General features: G+C 69.4%; 18 protein-coding genes. 4 read left to right on the top strand and 14 right to left on the bottom strand.

Annotated elements, in window-relative coordinates:
* Window positions 1-4 precede the first annotated feature (4 nt).
* Together LZ199_RS16825 and LZ199_RS16820 are read left to right on the top strand one after the other, a co-directional pair.
* Window positions 5-2,284 carry a glutamine amidotransferase gene (locus tag LZ199_RS16825; RefSeq protein ID WP_253994717.1) on the top strand — a complete coding sequence of 760 codons (2,280 nt, stop codon included), beginning with the start codon at window positions 5-7 and terminating at the stop codon, window positions 2,282-2,284.
* A gap of 108 nt (window positions 2,285-2,392) precedes the next feature.
* Window positions 2,393-3,982, top strand: a complete 1,590-nt coding sequence (locus LZ199_RS16820; RefSeq protein WP_253994716.1) for a serine hydrolase — start codon at window positions 2,393-2,395, stop codon at window positions 3,980-3,982.
* A 76-nt stretch (window positions 3,983-4,058) separates the two neighbouring features.
* On the opposite strand, the gene LZ199_RS16815 is transcribed toward LZ199_RS16820, so the two are convergent.
* The 11 genes from LZ199_RS16815 to LZ199_RS16765 all read right to left on the bottom strand — a co-directional run bounded on the left by LZ199_RS16815 (window position 4,059) and on the right by LZ199_RS16765 (window position 17,500).
* Window positions 4,059-4,655: a superoxide dismutase family protein gene (locus LZ199_RS16815; RefSeq protein WP_253994715.1), complete on the bottom strand. Its 597-nt coding sequence runs from the start codon at window positions 4,653-4,655 to the stop codon at window positions 4,059-4,061.
* 115 nt (window positions 4,656-4,770) lie between these two features.
* Window positions 4,771-6,354 carry an HsdM family class I SAM-dependent methyltransferase gene (locus LZ199_RS16810; protein ID WP_253994714.1) on the bottom strand — a complete coding sequence of 528 codons (1,584 nt, stop codon included), beginning with the start codon at window positions 6,352-6,354 and terminating at the stop codon, window positions 4,771-4,773.
* Between the two features lie 185 nt (window positions 6,355-6,539).
* A complete protein-coding gene (locus LZ199_RS16805) occupies window positions 6,540-6,992 on the bottom strand; it encodes a DUF6691 family protein (protein WP_253994713.1) in 453 nt (150 codons plus the stop codon).
* Complete coding sequence (locus tag LZ199_RS16800) at window positions 6,989-7,414, bottom strand: YeeE/YedE family protein (protein ID WP_253994712.1); 426 nt, start codon at window positions 7,412-7,414, stop codon at window positions 6,989-6,991. The genes LZ199_RS16805 and LZ199_RS16800 overlap by 4 nt, the downstream gene beginning before the upstream one ends.
* Window positions 7,415-7,694: 280 nt before the next feature.
* Window positions 7,695-9,329 carry a sodium:solute symporter family transporter gene (locus LZ199_RS16795; RefSeq protein ID WP_253994711.1) on the bottom strand — a complete coding sequence of 545 codons (1,635 nt, stop codon included), beginning with the start codon at window positions 9,327-9,329 and terminating at the stop codon, window positions 7,695-7,697.
* Window positions 9,330-9,342: 13 nt separating this feature from the next.
* Window positions 9,343-9,621: a DUF485 domain-containing protein gene (locus tag LZ199_RS16790; protein WP_253994710.1), complete on the bottom strand. Its 279-nt coding sequence runs from the start codon at window positions 9,619-9,621 to the stop codon at window positions 9,343-9,345.
* Window positions 9,622-9,659: 38 nt separating this feature from the next.
* On the bottom strand, window positions 9,660-11,624 hold the full coding sequence (gene acs, locus LZ199_RS16785) for an acetate--CoA ligase (RefSeq protein WP_253994709.1): 1,965 nt from the start codon (window positions 11,622-11,624) through the stop codon (window positions 9,660-9,662).
* A 30-nt stretch (window positions 11,625-11,654) separates the two neighbouring features.
* Window positions 11,655-12,764 (bottom strand): porin, encoded by a 1,110-nt coding sequence (locus tag LZ199_RS16780; RefSeq protein WP_253994708.1) that lies wholly within the window; start codon window positions 12,762-12,764, stop codon window positions 11,655-11,657.
* Between the two features lie 200 nt (window positions 12,765-12,964).
* A complete protein-coding gene (locus LZ199_RS16775; RefSeq protein ID WP_253994707.1) occupies window positions 12,965-14,332 on the bottom strand; it encodes a sigma-54-dependent transcriptional regulator in 1,368 nt (455 codons plus the stop codon).
* Window positions 14,329-17,310 (bottom strand): ATP-binding protein, encoded by a 2,982-nt coding sequence (locus tag LZ199_RS16770; protein WP_253994706.1) that lies wholly within the window; start codon window positions 17,308-17,310, stop codon window positions 14,329-14,331. Before LZ199_RS16770 ends, LZ199_RS16775 begins: the two co-directional genes overlap by 4 nt.
* A complete protein-coding gene (locus LZ199_RS16765; RefSeq protein ID WP_141640700.1) occupies window positions 17,300-17,500 on the bottom strand; it encodes a hypothetical protein in 201 nt (66 codons plus the stop codon). The genes LZ199_RS16770 and LZ199_RS16765 overlap by 11 nt, the downstream gene beginning before the upstream one ends.
* Before the next feature lie 137 nt (window positions 17,501-17,637).
* Between LZ199_RS16765 and LZ199_RS16760 the strand changes: the two genes are divergently transcribed.
* On the top strand, window positions 17,638-18,726 hold the full coding sequence (locus tag LZ199_RS16760) for a hypothetical protein (RefSeq protein WP_253994705.1): 1,089 nt from the start codon (window positions 17,638-17,640) through the stop codon (window positions 18,724-18,726).
* Here the strand turns inward: LZ199_RS16760 and LZ199_RS16755 are convergent.
* A complete protein-coding gene (locus tag LZ199_RS16755) occupies window positions 18,695-18,949 on the bottom strand; it encodes a hypothetical protein (protein WP_253994704.1) in 255 nt (84 codons plus the stop codon). The genes LZ199_RS16760 and LZ199_RS16755 overlap by 32 nt on opposite strands.
* On the opposite strand from LZ199_RS16755, the gene LZ199_RS16750 reads away from it, so the two are divergent.
* Complete coding sequence (locus tag LZ199_RS16750) at window positions 18,948-19,277, top strand: hypothetical protein (RefSeq protein ID WP_253994703.1); 330 nt, start codon at window positions 18,948-18,950, stop codon at window positions 19,275-19,277. The genes LZ199_RS16755 and LZ199_RS16750 overlap by 2 nt on opposite strands.
* Window positions 19,278-19,369: 92 nt before the next feature.
* Here the strand turns inward: LZ199_RS16750 and LZ199_RS16745 are convergent, their stop codons facing one another.
* Together LZ199_RS16745 and LZ199_RS16740 are read right to left on the bottom strand one after the other, a co-directional pair.
* Window positions 19,370-19,630 carry a hypothetical protein gene (locus tag LZ199_RS16745; protein WP_253994702.1) on the bottom strand — a complete coding sequence of 87 codons (261 nt, stop codon included), beginning with the start codon at window positions 19,628-19,630 and terminating at the stop codon, window positions 19,370-19,372.
* Between the two features lie 30 nt (window positions 19,631-19,660).
* On the bottom strand, window positions 19,661-21,451 hold the full coding sequence (locus LZ199_RS16740; protein ID WP_253994701.1) for a hypothetical protein: 1,791 nt from the start codon (window positions 21,449-21,451) through the stop codon (window positions 19,661-19,663).
* Window positions 21,452-21,469: the final 18 nt, after the last annotated feature.

Below are 21,469 nucleotides of genomic sequence, written 5' to 3'. Positions count from 1 at the left end.
CTGGATGAATTCCCCCACCTTCAACGCCTGGAAGCTCGTCAGCCTCTCTCCCCTGCCTTCATGGGCGCTGGTGTTCCTCGCGCTCGGGCTGCTCCTGGGAGTGGCGCTGGCCGCGTGGGGCGTGCGTCGCGAGCCCTCGCGCGGACGTCGCGTCCTGTTGTGGGCGCTGCGCGTGGGCGCGGGCGTGGCCGCGCTCTTCTTCCTCCTGGAGCCCGGCATCCGGCATCTCCAGGTGGCGCGGATGAAGAACCGCGTCGCGGTGCTGGTGGACCGCTCCGCGTCCATGGGCTTCCCCTCGGAGCCCGGAGGCCCCACGCGCGCCGCGGAGGTGGCCACGTTCCTGGAGAAGGCGGCGCCGGCGCTCGCGGGACTCCAGGACCGCTTCACGGTGGAGATGTACGGGTTCGACCCGGAGCTGGCGCCGGTGACTCCCGCGTCGCTGGCCAAGGAGCCGCCTCGCGCGGGCTCTACTGACTTGCTGGCCGCGCTGCGTGCGGCGGCGGGCGCGGGGCAGGGCGCGCGCAAGCTGTCCGGCGTGCTGCTGTTCAGCGATGGCGCTGACAACACGGAGCTGAAGTCGGGCGTGGTGGGCCGTGCGCGCGCGGCGCTGGCGGACCTGGGCGTGCCCGTCTCCACCTTCACCGTGGGCCAGGAGGCGCTGAAGGACCTGGCGATTGAGGGCTTGAAGGTGGATGACTTCGCCTTCGTGCGCAACTCGCTCACCGTGGAGGCGGAGATTCACGGCCGCGGCTTCCGGGGCAAGGAGATTCCCGTCGTGCTCAGCCAGGAGGGCAAGACGGTGGCGAGCAAGACGGTGCGCCTGGAGACGAACGACGACGTGAAGCCGGTGTCCTTCACCTTCACGCCGGACCAGACGGGCCGCTTCGTCTACACGGTGACGGTGCCCACCTTCCCGGACGAGGCGGTGACGGACAACAACAGCCGCTCCTTCACGCTGAAGGTCATCAGAGACAGGGTGCGCGTGCTGCTGGTGGTGGGCCGGCCGTCCTGGGACGAGCGCTACCTGCGCGGCCTGTTGAAGCAGGACGCCAACGTGGACCTCATCTCGTTCTACATCCTGCGCACGCTGTCGGATGACCCGGGCGTGGTGAACGAGCGCGAGCTGTCCCTCATCCCGTTCCCCATGGAGGAGATTTTCGACACGAAGCTGGACACCTTCGACGTCGTCATCTTCCAGAACTTCGGGCACGCGGACCCTTCGCTCTCCATCGCCGAGTACGAGCGAAACCTGGAGCGCTACATCCACAACGGCGGCGCCTTCGTGATGATTGGCGGCGACAGCGTGCTGGGTGAAGGCCGCGCCACCATGCCCACGTTGATGGAGGCCCTGCCCGTGGCCGCCGCGGGCCCCGCCAACGTGGAGCCCTTCACCGCGCGCCTGACGCCGGAGGGCCTGCGCCACCCGGTGACCGCCATCGGCTCCGGCGCGTCCAGCACCGAGGCCGCGTGGGGCGAGCTGCCTCCGATTCCGGGCGCCAACCTCACGTACGCGCGCCCTGGCGCCACCGTGTTGCTGGAGCATCCGCATCTCACGGCGAACGGGAAGAACGCGCCGCTCGTCGCCGTGTGGGACTACGGCCGGGGCCGGGCGCTGGTCATGGCCACGGATGCGTCGTGGTACTGGGCCTTCGCCGCGCACCGGGATGGCTCGCCCAGCCGCGCGTATGACCGCTTCTGGGGCAATGCGCTGCGGTGGCTGGTGAGAGACCCGGACCTGACGACGCTGAAGGTGACGGCGGACCCGCCGTCGGTGGAGCCGGGGCGTCCGGTGGCGGTGGTGGTGCAGGCGCGCAGCGCGGACTACCAGCCCGCGCAGGACGCGCAGGTGCGGGTGGAGCTGTTCTCGGTGGCGACGCAGAAGCCGGTGGCGGTGCAGACGGGCGCCACGGGGCCGGACGGCGTGGTGCGGCTGGAGTTCGCGCCGCCGGACCCGGGGCCGTACAAGCTGCTCGCGACGGCGAAGAAAGGCGAGACGGACCTGGGCAAGGGCGAGGACGCGGTGGCGGTGCGCGCCGTGGGGCCGGAGCTGTCGGACGCGTCCGTGCGGCCGGAGCTGATGGAGCAGATCGCCAAGGTGACGGGCGGCAAGGCCTACAAGCTGCCCCAGGACGGGCTGCCGGACATGCCGCTGTTGGACCCTCCCGTGGTGGAGGTGGGGCGCGCGAAGGACCAGCCGCTGTGGGACCGCTGGTACTACCTCGTCGCCCTCATCGGCCTGCTCGGCGCGGAGTGGTTCGCGCGGCGCCGCTTCGGCTACGTCTGAGGCGCGCGGGGCGTGCCCGCGAGCTCGGAATAGGGGCTGCTGGGGAGCGTTCGCCAGGTGCGATAGAGAGGGGGCTTCCAAAGTCCCTTCCTGGAACCTGGAGTCCCCGTGCGTCACGTCCTCGCGCTTCTCCTCGTCGTCCTGCCGCTGTCCCCGGCCTTCGCGCAGTCACTGCCCGCCGACTTCGACGCCACCATCGAGAAGGCGATGAAGACCTTCGATGTGCCGGGCGTCGCCGTGGCCGTGGTGAAGGACGGCAAGGTGGTGCTGTCCAAGGGCTACGGCGTGCGCAAGCTCGGGGACAAGACGCCGGTGACGGCGGACACGCTGTTCGGCATCGCGTCCAACAGCAAGGCCTTCACGGCTGCGGCGCTGGCGATGTTGGTCGAGGAGGGCAAGCTCCAGTGGGACGACCGCGTGGTGGACCACCTGCCGTCGTTCCAGATGCATGACCCGTACGTCACGCGCGAGCTGACGATTCGGGACTTGCTCGTGCACCGCAGCGGGCTGGGGCTGGGCGCGGGAGACCTCTTGTACTTCCCCCAGTCCACCTTCACCGAGGACGAGATTGTCTCGAAGCTGCGCCACATCCCCCCGGCGACGAGCTTCCGCAGCCGCTACAACTACGACAACATCCTCTACCTCGTGGCCGGCAAGGTCATCGAGAAGGTGAGCGGCCGGCACTGGCGCGACTTCGTGCGCGAGCGCATCTTCGTGCCGGTGGGCATGCGCGACAGCAGCACGCTCTTCAAGGCCCTGCGCGTGAGCGGCAACGTCGCCACGCCGCACGCGAAGGCGGACGGTGTGCTCAAGGCGATTGCTCCCATGGGCTTCGAGAACAACGCGCCCGCGGCGGCCATCAACTCCAGCGTGAATGATTTGTCGAAGTGGATGCTGACGCAGCTCGGCCGGGGTGTGATTCCCGGCACGGACGGCAAGAAGCGCCTGTTCAGCGAGGCGCAGTCGAAGGAGATGTGGGCGGCGCAGACGGTGATGGCCGTCACCGAGCCCTCCAAGCCCCTGGCGGGGCTGCGCGCGAACTTCGCGGCGTATGGGCTGGGCTGGTCGCTGCGCGACTACCGGGGCTACAAGGTGGTGGGGCACGGCGGCGCGCTGCCGGGCTACTACTCGCGGGTGGCGCTGGTGCCGGAGCTGGGGCTGGGCGTCGTCGTGCTGACGAACCAGGAGGAGCGCGGCACCATCGAGGTTCCAGTGTGGACGGTGCTGGATGCGTTCATGGGCGCGCCCGCGACGGACTGGGTCGCCGCGTTCAAGGCCGACGACGACGCGAAGAAGGCCAAGGCGGAGGAGAAGGTCGCGGGCCTGCAAGCGGGGCGGAAGACGGAGAGCAAGCCGTCGCTGCCGCTGGACGCGTATGTGGGGAAGTTCCGCGACGCGTGGTACGGCGACGTGACGCTCACGCGTGAGGCGGAGAAGCTGGTGCTGCGCTTCAGCCGCACGCCGGGACTCGTCGGCGAACTGGAGCACTGGCAATACGACACCTTCGTCGCGCGCTGGAAGGACCGCTCGCTCAACGCGGATGCCTTCGTGTCCTTCTCGCTCAAGCCGGACGGCACGGTGGGGGAGATGCGCATGCAGCCCGTCTCGCCGCTCACCGACTTCAGCTTCGACTTCCAGGACCTGCTCTTCACACCCGTGAAGGAGACCCCGGCCGCCGTCGCGAAGCCGGTGCACTGACCTCGGCTCGGTCGAGCGACTCGGGCGCTGCCCGCCTGGCGTTGCTTCCAGGCGGGGCGCTCACGAGGACGGACGCTTACGGCTGCTGCTTCTCGACGACACCGCACGCGATGCGGCCACCGGCGTCGCCCGTGGGGTCGGTCTGGTAGTCGTCTTCCTTGGTGTGGACGACGATGGCGGAGCCGTCCTTGTCGAAGAGCGACTTCAAGGTGAGCCCGTTCTGGGCGAACGTGTCGAACTGCACCTTGCCGTCCTGGCCCACATAAAGGTTGGGCAGGTCACCCACGTGCTTGCCCTTGGGTGACATCATCCCGTGCGCCTTCTTTGACGGGTTGAAGTGGCCGCCCGCCGTCTTGAACTCCGGCGCCTCGCACTTGCCCGTCTCGTGGATGTGGAACGCATGCTGACCGGGAGGCAGGTCATGCAGCACGCCCTTGATGACCACGCCGTTCTTGGTCTGCTCGAAGGTCACTTCGCCCACGTCCTTGCCCTGCGCGTCCTTCACCGGGGCCTTGGCCATCTCTCCCGGCGGAATCGTCTTCTTCGCGGGCGCGGGCGCCGTGGCGGGGGCCGCCTGCGCGGGCTCGGCGGGCGGCGGGGCCGCGGGGGCCTGGGCCAACACGGGAGCAGCGGCGGTGAGAACGGTGGCGGTCAGCAGCGCACGGATTTTCATGAAGTAGGTCCTTCCTCCTGAGGGAAAGCAGAGAAGCGAAGGTGGACACTAGCGGTTGTTTCCGCAGCCCGCCGGGAAACCGTGCGGGCGGGCAGACGCCCCGCCTCGCACCTGCTCACTCCTGACCAGGAGGCGGAACCACCAACGGCACCGGCACCACGCGCGACGCTCCGAAGGCCGGAGCCCAGACGCGTTGCACTTCGGGTCCATTGAGGAAGCGTACGATTGCCTGGAAGGCGGGCAGGGGACCTCCCAGCGTCTCCGCCCACTCCAACCCTCGCGGCGACAGGTTGGGCACCAGCGGGCCCAGCTCCTCCGCCGACGTGGAGGAGCGGGTGACGCGCAGGCCCTCGTCCCTCAGCCGCTTGGGGACATACAGGGGCGCGAAGCGCGCGTGCCGGTGGTCATGGACGCAGCCCTCTTCCTCCAGCAGCGCGGCGGACAGCGGCAGCTCACGCACGTTGAAGAGCAGCTTCACCGCGCCCACGTGCGGGTCATACGGGCCGCGCAGCCGGTGGTCTCCCCGGGGAATCAAGCGCCGGTCCAGGTAGCAGAACGCGCGAGTCTCCGGCGGCAGCGTGCCCCGGTGCCGCGCCCCACCGTAGCGATAGAAGGGCCGCAGGTGCTTGGCGTCCACCTCCAGCGGCGTGCCTATCTTGAGCGCGCGCAGCTTGGGCAGCAGCTCCTCCGACAGGCCGTGCACCCGAGCGAACTCCGACAGCTCCTCCAGGGGTGACGCGGAGAAGGCGCGGATGCGCGCCAGCAGGCGCTCCGGGTCCGCGTCCACCAGCAGCTCGTCGAAGCGGGTCTTCACCCCCGGCAGGCTCACCGGCACCAGCGTGGTGAGGGGCTCGCCTTCAGCGCTCCAACGTGCATCCAAGGCACTGGCCTCCGGGGTGGTGGGTGCCAGGCGCCACTCGGGCGCCTCGGGCGTGAAGTGCTGCCAGACGCCGCGTCGCTCGAAGCGCGGCGGGTCCACGTGGCCCGGGAGCGAGGACCACACGGTGATGCACGTGCGCACCTGCGTGCCCGCGAAGGCGCCGGGCCCCAGGTCCACCACCTCGCGCAGCGTCAGCATGCGCAACAGCGACTGCCGCAGCGGCGCGTAGAGGAACGCGTCCAAGAGGCTCGCGGGGGTGATGAAGGCGAGCACGCCGGGCCGCGTGGAGAGCCGGTGCGCGGCCACCAGCAGGAAGAAGGCGAAGTCGTCCCTGAGGCTGGTGCCCGGTGGGAGCGCCAGGGGCAAGAGGGCGCGCAGCTTCGCGTAGGCCGTCGGGTCCTTCAGCACTGGCGACGTGCCGTTGTAGGGGGGATTTCCCACCCACAGCTCGCGGTGCTCCGGAGGCGTCATCGCGAGCAGGGGTTCCATCCCACCTCGCAGCGTGTCGCCTTCGCGCACGTCGGCTTCCGGGACTCGCGCCTGACAGAGTCGGGCTACGGCGGGGTCCAGCTCCAGCCCACACAGACGGGCTCCTGGCCAGAGCTTCGAGGCCGCCGACAAGAAAGCTCCTGCCCCACAGGCGGGGTCCACCACCGTGAGGGGTCCAGCTCCCAGGTGCGCCATCGCGAGCGATAGCGTGCGTTCCACCAGGGGTGCGGGCGTGAAGAACGCCCCCACCGCCTTGCGGTCCAGCCCGGGGAACTGGTGGACGAGCTTTTCTTCGTCGACGTCCAGAATCCTGTTCGCGGCTCGTGGCATCGGGGACTCATCCTAGCCAGCACTTCAAGCGAGGGTGATCCATCCAAAGCTTTGCAAATGCACTCAAACGCGCGGATGTGACATCCCAATCATTTCACATGCCCGGAAGTCTGAGATTTGGGGCCCCGCAATGCGTGGCGCAAGCCCGCACCGCCGTCCAAGTGGGTTGTCCACGAGCTACAGGCCTACCCAGGTTGCCTCATCATCCGGGCCGAGCGGACTGCTTCCCACGCGCGGAACGCGCCCATTCCCACCAGCATGGCTCCCACGAAGAGCAGCACCGTGGTGCCTCCCACCGGGAGCGACACGAGGGCCGGGCCGGGGCAATAGCCTGACATTCCCCACCCGATGCCGAAGAGGGCCGCGCCCGAGACGAGGCGACCGTCCACCGCGGCCTGGGGCGGCGGAGGGAAGCGCTCGGCGAGCACGGGGCGCGTGCGTCGCAGGATGAGGGGACGCAAGAGCGCGTAGGTGCCCAGCGCGCCCGCCATGACGAAGGCGAGGCTCGGGTCCCAACGTCCCGCCACATCGAGGAAACCCACCACCTTCGCCGGGTCCGTCATCCCTCCCAGCCCCAGCCCCAGCGCGAACAGCACTCCCGCGAGGCCCGCCACGCTCAGCGTGATGAGCGACTTCATGAAGCACCTCCCAGCACATGTCGGGAGATGAAGACGGTGAGCGCCGCCGTCGCCATGAACGTCAGGGTGGCCACGAGGGAGCGCTTGGAGCCCCGGGCGAGGCCACAGACGCCGTGGCCGCTGGTGCAGCCGCCGCCCAGCCGGGTGCCGAAGCCGACGAGCAGCCCGGCCGCGAGCGTGGCGCCCACGCTGGTGAGCACCGGAGGCCCTAACGACTCCGGACGGAATACCGCGAGCAGCACGCCTCCCACGGCGAGTCCTCCGAGGAAGGCCACGCGCCAGCCCACGTCGGCCGGCGCCGGGGACAAGAGCCCGCCGGTGATGCCGCTGATGCCCGCGATGCGGCCGTGGAAGAGCAGCAGCACGGCCGAGGCCAGGCCGATGAGGATGCCTCCCAGGAGGGGGAGAAGGACCGGATTCATGTGACACACCTATCGAGAAGAGTCCGAGGTGCGAGGGTGTCACGCCATGGGCTGACGGTGAGGGTTTTGGTCGGGAAAAGGATTCAGCGCCTGGCGCGGGTGCTGGGGAGCGGGCGGGCCCACGAGCGCCGGCTCCACCGCGCGCATGAGAGCGCGGGAGCGACTGGCGGGGGCGCCGGAGCGTCCTGAAGAGGGGCGGGCCCCGGGCTCCTTGGAGGCCCGGGCCCCACCCCCGCCCTCCTCCCCAGGAGCAATGACGGAGGAGGGCTACTCGGTGGCGTCACGCCTTGCTGGGCGTGGGAGTCGGTGTCGCGCTGGGGTCCGACGCGGCCGACTTCGCCGCGGCGGGTACAGGGGGCAGGACCGCGCCCATGTGCATGCGGTGCTTCACCTCCGCGAAGCGTTCGCTGGACTCGCGCTCCGGGAACAACAGCGACACGAGCACTCCCACGACGAAAGCCAACGGCATGGTGATGATGCCTGGATTCTTCAGCGGGAACATCGCGCTCGCGTTCTTCAACAGGTCCACTTGTACGGTGGGCGACAGGAAGATGAGCAGCACCGCGCTGAAGGAGCCCGTCAGCATGCTGGCCACCGCTCCATAGGTGGTGAACTTCCTCCAGGCCATGGACAGGAGCAGCGCGGGGAAGTTGGCGCTCGCGGCGATGGCGAACGCCAGGCCCACCATGAAGGCCACGTTCTGTCCCTTGAATGCCACGCCCAGCACCACGGCCAGCACGCCGAGGAAGAGGCTGGCGAGCCGCGCCACCTTGAGCTGCTCGTGCTCGGGCGCCTCGCCCTTGCGCACCACGCTGGACCACAAGTCATGGGACAGCGCCGCCGCGCCGGACAGCGTCAGGCCGGCCACCACCGCGAGGATGGTGGCGAAGGCCACCGCGGAGATGAAGCCCAGGAAGCCCGTGCCGCCCACCACCTCCGCCAGCATGGGCGCCGCCATGTTGCCGCCCTTGTCCACGCTCGTAATCGCCTGCCGGCCCACCAGCACCGACGCGCCGAAGCCGAGGATGAACGTCACCAGGTAGAAGTAGCCGATGAGGCCCGTGGCGTAGAACACGCTGCTGCGCGCCGCCTTCGCGTTGGGCACCGTGTAGAAGCGCATCAGGATGTGCGGCAGGCCCGCCGTGCCGAACATCAGCGCCAGCCCGAGCGAAATCGTCTCCAGCGGGTTGCTCACCAGCGCGCCCGGCGCCAGCGTCTGCGCTCCATACTGCGTGGCCGCCTCGTTGAAGAGCGCCAGCGGGTTGAAGCCGAACTTGTACAGCACCGCTCCGGCCAGGGCGGACGCGCCCGCGAGCAGCAGCACGGCCTTCACGATTTGCACCCACGTGGTGGCAATCATCCCGCCGAACAGCACGTAGAGAATCATCACCGCGCCGACGATGACGACGGCGAGCTCATAGGACAGGCCGAAGAGCAGGTGGATGAGGTTGCCGGCGCCCACCATCTGCGCAATCAGGTAGAAGCTCACCACCGTGAGCGTGCCCAGCGCGGCGGCCAGTCGCACCGGCGTCTGCTTGAGGCGGTACGCCACCACGTCCGCGAAGGTGTACTTGCCCAGGTTGCGCAAGGGCTCCGCGATGAGGAACGTCACCACCGGCCAGCCCACCAGCCAGCCCACCGAGTAGATGAGCCCGTCGAAGCCCGACATGGCGACGAGGCCGGCGATGCCCAGGAAGCTGGCGGCGCTCATGTAGTCGCCCGCGAGGGCGAAGCCGTTCTGCAGGGCGCTCACCCCGCCGCCGGCCGCGAAGAACTCCGAGGTCGTCTTCGTCTTGCGCGCCGCCCAGTACGTGATTCCCAGGGTGACGCCGACGAAGAGGAGGAAGAAGAGGATGGCCGTGCTGTTGGGCTGGCCCAGCTGCGTGCCCGTTCCTGGGGTTGTCGTGGGATTCATTCGAGGCTCGCTCTCAGCGACGCAGCTGGCTCAGGGCGCGGTCGTACTTGCCGTTCGCCCAAATCATGTAGATGCCCGTCAGCGCCCAGGCGGTGACGATGACGACGGCACCCAGGAGGATTCCCACCGACAGGCCGGGAGTGAGCTGCTTGCCCATCAGCGGCTTGTTGAAGGCCACCAGCAGGATGAAGCCGAAGTACGCCACCAGCGTGGCCACCGTCAGCACGGCGGCCACGCGCCAGCGCGACGCGGCGAGTGCTTCCAGGGCGTCTTCTTGGGATTTCGAGGGCATCGCTTGTCTCCAGTGTGACGTCGGAAGGCCAGGGGGAATCAGGACTGGGCCCGCACGGGCGCGCCCTTGGTGAGCAGCTCATCCAGCACGGCGGGGTCGGCCAGGGTGGTGGCGTCCCCCAGGTTCTCCGTCTCGCCGGAGGCAATCTTGCGCAACATGCGGCGCAGAATCTTGCCGGAGCGCGTCTTGGGCAGGCCATTGACCACCACGACACGGTCCGGCGTGGCGATGGGGCCGATGACGTGGCGCACCTGCTCCTTGAGCGCGCCCACCATCTGCTCGGTGGACGTCTCCTGCCAGTCGGGCTTCACCGTGACGAAGGCGCACACGCCCGTGCCCTTGATGTCGTGGGGGAAGCCCACCACGGCGGCCTCGGCCACGGCCTCGTGAGCCACGAGCGCGCTCTCCACCTCCGCGGTGCCCAGGCGGTGGCCGGAGACGTTGAGGACGTCATCCACGCGGCCGGTAATCCAGTAGTAGCCGTCCTCGTCGCGCCGGCAGCCGTCGCCGGTGAAGTACAGGTTGGGGAAGCGCGAGTAGTACGTCTCCACGAAGCGCTGGTGGTGGCCGTACAGCGTGCGCGCCTGTCCGGGCCAGGAGCGCGCCAGACACAGGTTGCCGCTGACGCCGTTGCCCTCGATGACGCGGCCCTCGTCGTCCAGCAGCACCGGCTCCACGCCGAAGAAGGGCAGGGTGGCGGAGCCGGGCTTGCACGGTGTCGCGCCCGGCAGCGGGGAGATGAGGATGCCGCCCGTCTCCGTCTGCCACCACGTGTCGATGATGGGGTTGCGGCCCTCGCCCACCACGTCGTGGTACCAGCGCCAGACCTCCGGGTTGATGGGCTCGCCCACGCTGCCCAACAGGCGCAGCGACTTGCGCGAGGACTTCTTCACCCACGCGTCGCCCTCCTTGATGAGCGCGCGCAGCGCGGTGGGCGCCGTGTAGAGGATGGTGGCCTTCACGTCGTCCACCACCTGCCACAGCCGGCCCGCGTCGGGGTACGACGGCGTGGACTCGAACAGGACGGTGGTGGTGCCGTTGAGGAGCGGGCCGTACAGCAGGTAGCTGTGGCCCGTCACCCAGCCCAGGTCCGCCGTGCAGAAGTGCACGTCGTCCGGCCGCGCGTCGAAGACGTAGTGGTGCGTGGTCGCCGCGTAGACGAGGTAGCCGCCCGTGGTGTGCAGCACGCCCTTGGGCTTTCCAGTGGAGCCGGAGGTGTAGAGGATGAAGAGCGGGTCCTCCGCGTCCATCCACTCGGCGGGGCACACGCCCCGGTGGCGCGCCATCTCCACGTCCAGCCACGCATCGCGCCCCTCCACCATGGGGACCTCGCGCGACGTGCGCCGCACCACCAGCACGGACGTCACCTGGGTGAGGCCCTCCACCGCCTCGTCGGCGATGGCCTTGGTGGGCACGCTCTTGGGGCCGCGCGGGCCCTCGTTCGCGGTGACGAGCACCCGGGCGCCGCAGTCGAGGATGCGCTCGCGCAGCGACTCCGAGGAGAAGCCCGCGAACACCACCGAGTGCACCGCGCCCAGCCGCGCGCACGCGAGCATGGTGTACGCCAGCTCCGGAATCATCGGCAGGTAGATGCAGACGCGGTCGCCCTTGCGGACGCCGTGCGCCTTGAGCACGTTGGCCACCCGGCCGACGTGGTGCTGGAGCTCCCGGAAGGTGATGGTCTGATATTCGCCCGGCTCGTTCCGGGCCCAGATGATGGCGGCCTTGCCAGGGCGCTCGCGGGCGTGGCGGTCCACGCAGTTGTACGCGGCGTTGAGCTTGCCGCCGCTGAACCAGGAGAAGTCCACCTGCTCCGCGTCTACCTCGCGGATGGCCTCCGGTGGATGGAACCAGGTGAGCCGCTGGGCCTGCTCGCCCCAGAAGGCGTCGGGCTCTCGCAGGCTCATTTGATAGAGGTCGCGGTACTCCTCCAGCGTCTTCACGTGGGAGACCCTGGAGAAGTGCTCTTTCGGCGGGACGAACGAATCCTTCGCGGCAGTCATCGGGAGTGACCTCGGGGAGAGCAGGGGGTGTCAGTAGAAGAACTGGAGCTGCGCGGTGCCGGCGATGCCAGTCTCCGCCTCGGAGAGGTCGCCCAGGCGGGAGATGGCGACCTCCGTCTTCAGGTTGAAGGTGTGCTTCTGGAACCAGATGTTGAAGCCGGGCCTCACCACCAACGCGTCCTGCGCGATGACGCGCGAGTTGAAGTACTCGAAGGACACGAGCGGCTCGACCTGGCCGATGCGGTAGCCCAGCTCCGACAGGAAGCCCGTGCCGCTCTGTGGGCTGTCCATCCCCTGGCGGTAGGCGAACACGCCCGTCTGGAAGACGAGCTCCTGGTCATTGCCCATGGGCCAGTCCAGGAACACGTCCGCGGACAACGCCAGCGAGTCGTGCACGCCGCTGGCCGTCGCGACGGCCGCATGTTGGTAGTCCACGCCGGCCCCCACGGAGAGGTGGGGCTTGTCGGTGAAGTAGATGCCCTGGAAGAAGAGGTCCTCCTCGCGGGTGAGGAAGTTCCACCGCACCATCGCCACGCCCCGGGGGAGGTCATCCGGGTTGATGGTGGGCGCGTCCTCGCGCACGGTGCCCTCGGCTCCGTTGAGGATGGCGGCGCGGAAGCCGAGCGGCCCCACGAAGCCTCGAAGCTGCACGCCCATGTCGCGCCAGATTTTGCCGACGCCCGGCGTGAAGCGGATGAGGTTGGAGTGGTAGTCGACGGTGTTGAGAGCGATTGCGCCCTGCAGGTTGTGGCGCGACAGAGGGGCGATGAGGAAGCCCGCGTCCACCCAGAACTTGTCGGCGAACTCGTAGGAGATGAACGCGTCCTGGACGAAGAAGTCGATGTTGTAGTTGCCGTCCTTGCCGAAGTTGGGCTGGTCCGTCTCGAAGAAGAAGGACAGGCGCTTCGTCACGTTGCCGTAGACAAGCAGGCGCACGCGTCGCAGGAAGAAGTCGGTGCCCACGCCTCCGAGGGGCGCCCCGTCCTTGATGAACTGGGCCTGGGGCTGAATCAACATGTTGATGTTGAGGTGTGCCTCTTCGCCGAGGGTTAGCTTCCCGGCGAGCGCGGAGCCCAGGGGCAGCAGGGCCACCGCGAGCGTGAGCAGCAGCGGCAACGGGCGCGTGGGGGGGAGGGGCATGCCCGTCGCCCAGAGCAACACTCCGGCCAGCGGCCTCCGCGCGGAGATTCAAGACGTTGCAGGCTGGCTCGCCGCGTCAGGATGTTACGGAAGGTGACGTGGGCGTTACCTCGGTAACGAATCGTGCAATGCGTCGTAACAAATGGCGCGCAAGCAACGCCGTTGGCCGGTGACACCGTCCCTGCCCTGAAGGTGGTGTGTCAGGCGCGCGTGCGCGGGAGGCCGAGTTTCTGGCGTTTCTCCCACAGCGCCTTGCGGCTGATGCCCAGCCGCTTCGCCAGCTCCGTCTCGCCCATGTGCTCCTGGTGCTCCAGCACGAAGCGGCGGAAGTACTCCTCCATGGAGCCGCCCGTCTCCTCGGCCTCCGGCTCGACGGGCTCGGGTGCGTCGGGGGAGAGGGGACTCGCCTCGCCGCCGGGCAGCTCCAGCGCGAGCAGCACCGGGGTGATGACAGGGCCGTCCGAGAGGATGACGGCGCGCTCCAGGGCGTTCTCCAGCTCGCGCACGTTGCCGGGCCAGGGGTGGACGCTCAAGGCCAGCATCGCCTCGGGTGAGAGCGTGGCGGGGGCGCGGCCGAGCTTCCGGCAGGCCTTCTCCAGCAGGTACTTCGCCAGCACGGGCAGGTCTTCGCCGCGCTCGCGCAGGGGCGGCATGCGAATCTCCACCACGCGCAGGCGGAAATAGAGGTCCTGGCGGAAGACGCCCTCCTGCACGCGGCGAGGCAAGTCGCGGTGCGTGGCGGCGACGATGCGCACGTCCACCTTGCGAGGCCGCGTGGAGCCCACGCGCCGCACCTCGCCGTCCTGGAGCATGCGCAGGAGGCGCGCCTGCGCGGGCGCGGGGAGTTCGCCCACTTCGTCCAGGAAGAGGGTGCCGCCGTGCGAGGCCTCCACCAGGCCCGCGTGCGCGGTGAGCGCGCCGGTGAAGGCGCCCTTCTCGTGGCCGAACAGCTCGCTCTCCAGGAGGCCCTCTGGAATCGCCGCGCAGTTCACCGATATCAGCGGGCCGTCCGCGCGAGGGCTCTGCGCATGGAGGGCGCGGGCGACCAGCTCCTTGCCGGTGCCGGACTCGCCGAGCACCAGCACCGTGGCGGGGGAGGGGGCCACCTTGCGGATGCGCTCGAACACGTCGCGCATGGGCGGGCTGCTCCCCACCATGCCGCTCACGGGGTACGCCTGCTCCACCTCGCGCTTGAGCGCGGCGTTCTGCCGGGTGAGCTTGCCCTCGCGCAGCACGCGCTCCACCTGGAGCAGCAGCTCGTCGTGGTCGAACGGCTTGGCGATGTAGTCCACGGCGCCCAGCTTCATCGCATCCACGGCGGACTTCACCGTGGCGTAGCTCGTCATGATGAGCACCGGCACTCCCGGGCACAGCGCGATGACGTCCGTGCCCGGCGCGCCCGGCAGGCGCAGGTCTGAGAGCACCAGGTCGAACGAGTCCAGCGCGTAGTCGCTCGCGGCCTCCTGTACCGAGCCCGCCTCGGACACGTCATGCCCCGCGCGCACGAGCAACCGTCGCAGCTCCGTGCGGATGATGGGCTCGTCCTCGATGACCAGGATGCGACTCATGCGGTGGCTCCCGGACCTGGACGCGTGCTCGACTCCACGCCGCGCGCATCGGGCAGGCTCACCGTCACGCTAGTCCCTCCCTCCGTCCGACTGTCCACCTGAATGGTGCCGCCGTGTTCCCGGACGATGCCCGCCACCAGCGCGAGCCCAAGGCCCGTGCCCTCGCCCGGCTGCTTCGTGGTGAAGAACGGCTCGAAGACCCGCTGCGAGAGCTCGGAGGGAATGCCGTGCCCCCGGTCCAACACGCGCAGGTGGATGCGGCCCTGCGTGGCCTCCGCCTCCAGGTCCACGCTGGCGCCTTCGGGTGAGGCGTCCATGGCGTTGGTCAGCAGATTCACCAGCACCTGCTCCAGGCGCTGCGAGTCGCCCTGGACGACGAGCCCCTCCGGGCTGCGGTGCTCGAAGCGGACGCCTCGGGACTTCGTCGCGGTGCGCGCCAGGCGGGCGAGCTGCACGGCCTCGCTCAGCAGGGGGCCCACCTCCACGTGAGCGAAGGGGCGCGCCTCTCCGCCCACCGTGCCGGCGTGGCTGAAGCCCACCAGCGCGCGCACAATCGCGTCGATGCGGCGGCACTGCTGGAGGATGAGCTGGGTGCGCTCCTTCACCGCGTCCGCGTCATCCAGCTCGTACTTGAGGTTCTGCGTCAGGCTGGCGATGGCCGTCAGCGGATTGCCAATCTCGTGCGCCACGCCCGCCGCCACGCGCCCCAGTGAGGCCAGCCGGTCCTGGTGCGCCAGCCGCGCGTCCACGGCCTTGCGCGCCGTCAGGTCCTCCACGAGCAGCGCCATGCCCTCGGAGGTGCCGCCGCCTTCTTCATCCGGCGTCAGTCGTGAGCGGTGGAGCCGCAGCGTGCGCTCGGCTTCGTTCACCGTGACGCGCGTCTCGGTGTCCGCTTCAGCGCCGGCCGCGAAGTTGGAGAGGAGCGGTCCCCACGGGCTGGGCAGGGCGGAGAGGGGATGGCCGCGAGCGGCGTGCTCCTCCACGCCGGACAGGCGCTCCAGTGCGGCGTTCCAGATGACCACCTCGCCATCCGGTCCCACCGCGCACACGCCGAGCGGCAGGTCCTCCAGGATGCGCCGCAGGTAGCGCCGCACGGCCTCCACCGTGTGCACGGGACCCTGCATCCCCCGGGCATCGCGCAGGCGCTCCTCCACGAAGCGGAGCTGCTCGGCCAGCGCGGCGCGGGTGCCGGGCCCCAGGCGCAGCGCTTCCTCCACGGTGAGGCGCGCGAGCACCGGACCCAGGAGTCCGGACAGGTTTCGCTCCACGCCGTCGCGCAGGCGGCGCAGCTCCGAGGGGCGGCGCTCGTCAGGAGACATGTCCAGGCCCGCCAGCGCGCGGTCGACCTCCGCCGACGCGGCCTCGACACCGAGCAGGGGCGCGAGTCGCTCGCGGAACTCCCGGGGCGAGCCCGCCTCCACGCCACCGGAGACGAGTCCCGGAGCTTCCCGTGTGCAGGCCCGCGCGGCCTCGGCTTCGGACGCGGACTGTCGAGTGGCCAGGGACACGCCGACGAAGGCCAGCGTGTTGAGCGTGAGCGACGCGAAGGTGGAGAAGCCCCAGGGTTCGTCCCCCGGGAAGCCGAGCAGCACGGCGACGCGGTGGGTCCACGCGACCAGGCCAGGAGAGGCCCACAGCGGAACGACGAGCGTGAGCATCCACATGGCGGCCCCGGCGCCCAGGCCGGAGAGCAGTCCCGCGCGAGTGGCCCGCTTCCAGAAGAGCAGGCCCAGCACGCCCGGGGCGAACTGCGCCACCGCGACGAAGGACACGAGCCCCAGGTCCACGAGCCCCAGGCCGCGAGTGTCCAGGAGCCGGTAGAAGCCATAGCCCGCGAGGATGATGAGCGCGATGAGCAGTCGGCGCGCCCAGAGGAGCCAGCCGTAGAGGTGGGGCTGTCCGCGCGCGTAGCCCAGGGGCAGCACCAGGTGCGTCAGGCACATGGGGGCCAGGGCCAGCGTGGTGACGATGACCATGGCGCTGGATGCGGACACGCCGCCCAGGAAGGCCACCAGCGCGAGCCCCGTTGCGCCGCGCGAGGCGGGCACCGAGAGCAGGTGGAAGTCCGCGGGCCAGGGCAGGGACAGCGCCTCGCCGCTCCACAGCACCACGGGCACGGCCAGGTTCATCACCAGCAGGACGAGCGGGAAGGCCCACGTCGCGGTGGCGAGCGCGTCCCGCTCGGGGGCCTCGGTGAAGGCGACGTGGTAGCTGCGCGGGGTGAGGAAGGCGGCGGCGCAGGAGAGCACCAGCAGCGGAGCCCAGGACGCCTCGCGAGCGGGACGGCGCAGCTGCTCCACCGCCTCCGGGTTCGCCTCCAGCCACTTCCACAGGCCATCCACGCCACCGAAGACCGAGTGCACGGCCCAAGCGCCCACGGCCACGAGGGCCACGACCTTCACGGCGGACTCGAAGGCGATGGCCAGCATCAGCCCTTCGTGGCGCTCGCGCGGGGTGAGGTGGCGCGCCCCGAAGAGGACGGAGAAGACGATGAGCACCGCGCAGAAGCCCATGCCGACGAGCGTGGGCGAGGCGGACGGGCTCAGGACCTTGGCGGACTCGACGACGGCGCGCACCTGGAGCGCGAGGTAGGGGAGGCTGCCGGCCAGCATGAAGAGCGTCACTGCGGTGCCGGTGCTCTGGCCCGGGTAGCGGAAGGCGAGCAGGTCCGCCAGCGAGGTGAGCTGGAGCTCGCGAGTGAGGCGCAGCAACGGGCGCCACAGCACGGGCACGAGCAGACACGCCAGCGTGACGCCCAGGTAGATGCCCAGGTAGCGGAAGCCGTGTCGGGCCGCGTAGCCCACGCTGCCGAAGTAGGACCACGACGTCGCGTAGACGCCAAGCGCGAGCGCGTAGACGAGCGGGTGCTGGGTGATGCGCGAGGAGATGAGGCCGCGCTCGGCCGCGTAGGCGACGAGGAACAGCACCAGCAAATAAGCGACGGAGGCGGCGACGAGTGAGCCAATCTCAAGCGTCATGGCCACCGCTCCGGTACGCGGCCCAGGCGCCGAGGGCGATGACGCCCAGCCAGACGACGAAGGGCATGTACCCGGGCGCGTCCTCCGCCAACCACAGACGCCGCAGCGGTGAGCCGAAGAGGAGCACCGCGATGGTGAAGACGAGCAGCGACGGCATCGCGGGCGCGTCCTGCTCTGGGGGGCGCTTCATGGACGCGAGGATAGCAGCGGGGCGACGGCTGGGTGACAATGCGGTGACGTGCTTTCCGCCCGAGGCCCGCGTGCCTGAGTGGGGGGCGAGCCTTTCAAGTCGGTGAGGCCTGGAGCACGCGTGGGAAGGGGCAGGTCATGGCTGACGCAAGGGGGACGCCCGATTGGCGGTTTCGGCTGCGCGCGACCGCTCAGCGAAAGCAGTTCAACGCCGGTGCTCTGCTCATCTGGTGTGCCATCGGAGTCGCGGGAGCGAAGGTGGGCCTGGACGTGCTCGTCGCGGTGCTTCAGGCGCTCCGGCTCCCGGTGCACATGAATGCCCGGAGTTCGATGCCGGGTGTCCCGGCCCTGGGGCTGGTGCTCGGGGGATTGCTGGTGTCCGCCGCGCTGACGGGGTGGCTATGGATGGGCTTCCGTTTCGCGAGGTTCCTGGTGCGCCCGGTCATCGGCGAGGACCAGGTCGCGATGGACTCGAAAGGCGTGACGTGGAGACAGTGGAGGGGCCCGTGGAGTGAGGTGCACCACCTGCCGTACTCCGACGTGGCGGCTTTTCCTGAACCGGTGGGGAGTGTGACGGCGCTGCTGCACACTGGGAAGATTGTGGAGCTGGCGAGCGTGGGGGAGTTGGAGCACGAGGCGCTGTGGAAGCGACTGTGTGGACTCTCCGAGCTGGGTGTCACGCCCAAGGTGCTCACGGACTGTGTCCCCGAGGGCCGCGAAGCGATTGCGCTTCCTGGGGGAGGTGTGGTGCTTCGCCGCGAGTGGGATGGTGGGATTGAACGCGCCTGGGCGCTGGGAGGCGTGGTGTTCCTGCTCCTGGCGTCGGCGGCCGTCGTGATGTGGAGACAGGGCATCGATGGAAGCACCGTGGAGGGGCCGCTGTTCGCGGTGGCCCTGGTGGGGCTTGCGGGCTGGGTGGGACTGAAGGCCTGGCCTTCTTTTCAGGCGCGGAGGGAGTGGGAGATCCGTCCAGGTGTTCTCGACAAGTTGCGGTACCGCAGTGGATGGCCTGTGCGCGTGAGCCACCGCGTGAAGTCGCTGGAGGTGCGGCAGGACGAGACCGGGGAACTCGGCACGCCGGAGTGGGTGTATTTCTCCTTGTTCCTGAACACGTCCAAGGGCGCCGTGCGGCTGGAGCGTGGCAGCACCAGTGCCCAGTACATCCACCACCTGGGGCAATGGCTTGCTCATCGCCTCAAGGTTCCGCTGAAAGTTCTTGCCTCTTGAGCGGATGCAGGGGCTTGTGATGCTGGTTTCCGATGGCGACTTCGACACGCCGATGCTCCCCAGCGCCAGACGCCCCGCGCCCCAAGATGAGAGCATGCACGTCGAGAAGCTGTCGCTGAGTAGAGCGCGTCGGCTCGCCGACGATCTCGGCGAAGCGCGCCTGCAGCTCCGGGAGGCGCAGCTTGGAGAGGGATTCGAGGGTGCGGTGGGCGGTGTCGTTCATGTTGGGCTCCTTCGTGGTGGTGCCCGGTGCCGCCGCCGGACCGCCCGGCGTGGTCACCGGGCGGGTATGGGTCGAGGTGGCGGAAGCACGCGCGGTCGAACGCGCGCGGGTCGCTGGTGACGAACCTCCAGCGCTGCTCGCGCTCGTTCCCGTGCTGGACCTCGATGCGGTCGTGGGCGGTGACACTGCCGGCACGCTCGACCTCGTCGTCATCGCGGAGGATGGCGCCATCGCGGTCGGAGTCGAAGTCGGACGCGGCGGCGCGCGGCAGCACGGCTACGATGCGGACCTTGTGCCCGCGGAGGTACAGTGCTCGTCCCCGTCGTAGGTAGTGAGTGTGCCGTTCGTCTTCGCCATGTTCGTCCTCCGGTGCGGGAGCGCCCCGCGGGTGTCCGATACAGGCTTCGGTTCGCGCGACCATCAAGGCCAATCTGTGAGGTCCGCGAAGAACGCTGCTCGTCGCTCGCGGGCCTTGCTTTCGACGGCGAAGGAGGCCGTCATGCGCGCATGGCTGCGTACGTCGAGTCGCTCCGCCGAACGCCCCGCACGCTGACGGGGCAGCATCGGGACCCCGTGCGCCCGCGCCGTGTCGGTGGGGCGGTTGAACAGCTCGATCCCCAGGGTGAGAGAATCGATCGACCTCTCGAGCAAGGGCTGAACATCGCAGCGGAACTTGGGCATCTCGTGCGGTCTCCTACGAGCCGATCAGTCTCACGCAGCCTCACCACCGCTGGGAAGCGCCAACACCGCCGCGTCGAACGAGCCCTTCGGCAGGGCGATCGGGCTTTCGAGTTCGGTGGCCTCGTCGCTCACCTCGATGTTCAGCGCCGTCAGCGTGCTGCGCGCGTTCCGCAGGAGCAGGTCGAGCTTCTTCTGCGCCTTGCGGATCTCGTCGCTGATGCCGTCGACGTTCTTGCGGATGTTCTCGCTGTGCTTCTCCATCTTTTCGAGGCGCGCCAGCTCGTCCTCAATGCGCTTCTCGATGTCGCGCAGGGCGGTGATGTCGCCTTCGTCGCCGACGGTCTTGGTGCGCGTGACGAGCCCGACGCCGAGCAGCACCGCCGCGTGAAGGTAGGCATCCGTCAACGGGTCCTGGTCATCCCACACGACGAGCACGTTGTTGCCGTAACGGGCGAAGCGCGGGAACACGTCGCTGGCGTGCGACCGCGCCATGACGAAGACGCCCGCCGCCGCGTCGCGATTCTTGCGGGCGGCGTCGAGCTCGTCGAGCGCCTTCTGCACTGAGTAGCTCGCGTCGCGCTTGGCTTCGAAGACCACGCCCGTACCCGCGAACGCGCTCTCCTGGGTGAAGCGCACCACGGCGTCACCCTTCTTGCTGCGGCCCATGCCCGCCGTGGCACCGGTGGCGTCGAACACGCACGGGGCCCCCTGCGTCGCGCTCCGCACGAAGGCGATCACCGCGTCCTCGAACACCAGCCCGCCGCGCGTGGTCTTCATCTCCTGCGTGCGCTTGGTCTCGATGCGCACCAACGCCTCGCGCACCTCCTTCTCGAACCGCACCTGCCGCTCCTCCTGGCGCTTCACCAGGGCGAGCTGCGAGGCCGACTGCTCTTGCAACAACTTCGACAGGCTGGCCTTCAGCATCGCCATCGGTGAGGCGGGGTCTTCGGGATTCACGGCGGACAAGACCGCGCGGCGCGAGCGCTCCGTCTCGCGCACGAGGCGGCTCAGGAGCGACTGCTCGTCGTTGGCGTCGAGCGCGGCGAGGGCCGCCGAGAGCTGTCGCTGGCGATCCTCGTCGGCGTCCTTCAGCTCTTCGCGCAGGCTCTTGAGGAAGCGCGCCACGGCGCCGTCCTCGGCAAGCGGATCAAGCGCGCGCACCAACTCGGCGTGGCCCTCGCCCATCACGGCGCGCAGCTGCGCCTCGAGCACCTTCACGAGGCCGGTGCTGTCGGTGGGGGAGAGCTTCTTGAAGAGCGGGCTGGTCTCGCCCACCTGCTTTGCCAGCGTCTCGGCGAGCACGCTGCCCTGCGGGCCGAGGAACTTCTGGAGCTGCCGCGCCAGGATGCCCTCATCGTCCACGAACGCCGAGAGGCGCTGCGTGACCTGGCCGTCCTTCGGGTCGAAGAAGCGCGTGAGCACCGCTCCGATCGTCTGCTGTTGCTGCTCGACGTAGACCTTGAGCTGCTTGTCGATGTCGCCGAGGAGCGCCGTCCCGACGTCCTTCAGCTTCGACTCCTGGGCCGCCTGGTGAGCGTTGGAGAGGGCGCGCAGGCCGATGGCCCACGCGTCTTGTGCGAGCTGGTCGCGCGCGGGCTCGTCGAGAGCGCCGAACAGCGCGATGCTGTCGGGGCGGCGATCGCGCAGGTCGAGGGCCACCTCCTCGGAGGCGAAGAGAACGGAGACAGAGAGGGGCTCGATGCGATGATTGTTCGTCATGATGCCGGGCCGCAATGCAGCCGCCGCGCCAAGCGGCTGGACCCCGTCCCGGCCCCTCGTGGTCGCGTCTTTTCGATGGTTTACGTCTCTTGCGCCGGACAAGACCTCTTGTTGTACAGT

Origin of the sequence: Myxococcus qinghaiensis (genome assembly GCF_024198215.1) — a bacterium.
In the GTDB taxonomy this organism is placed as follows: Bacteria; Myxococcota; Myxococcia; order Myxococcales; family Myxococcaceae; genus Myxococcus; species Myxococcus qinghaiensis.
The sequence above is the reverse complement of the archived record's forward strand: the minus strand, read 5'-3'. Positions and strand labels throughout refer to the sequence as shown.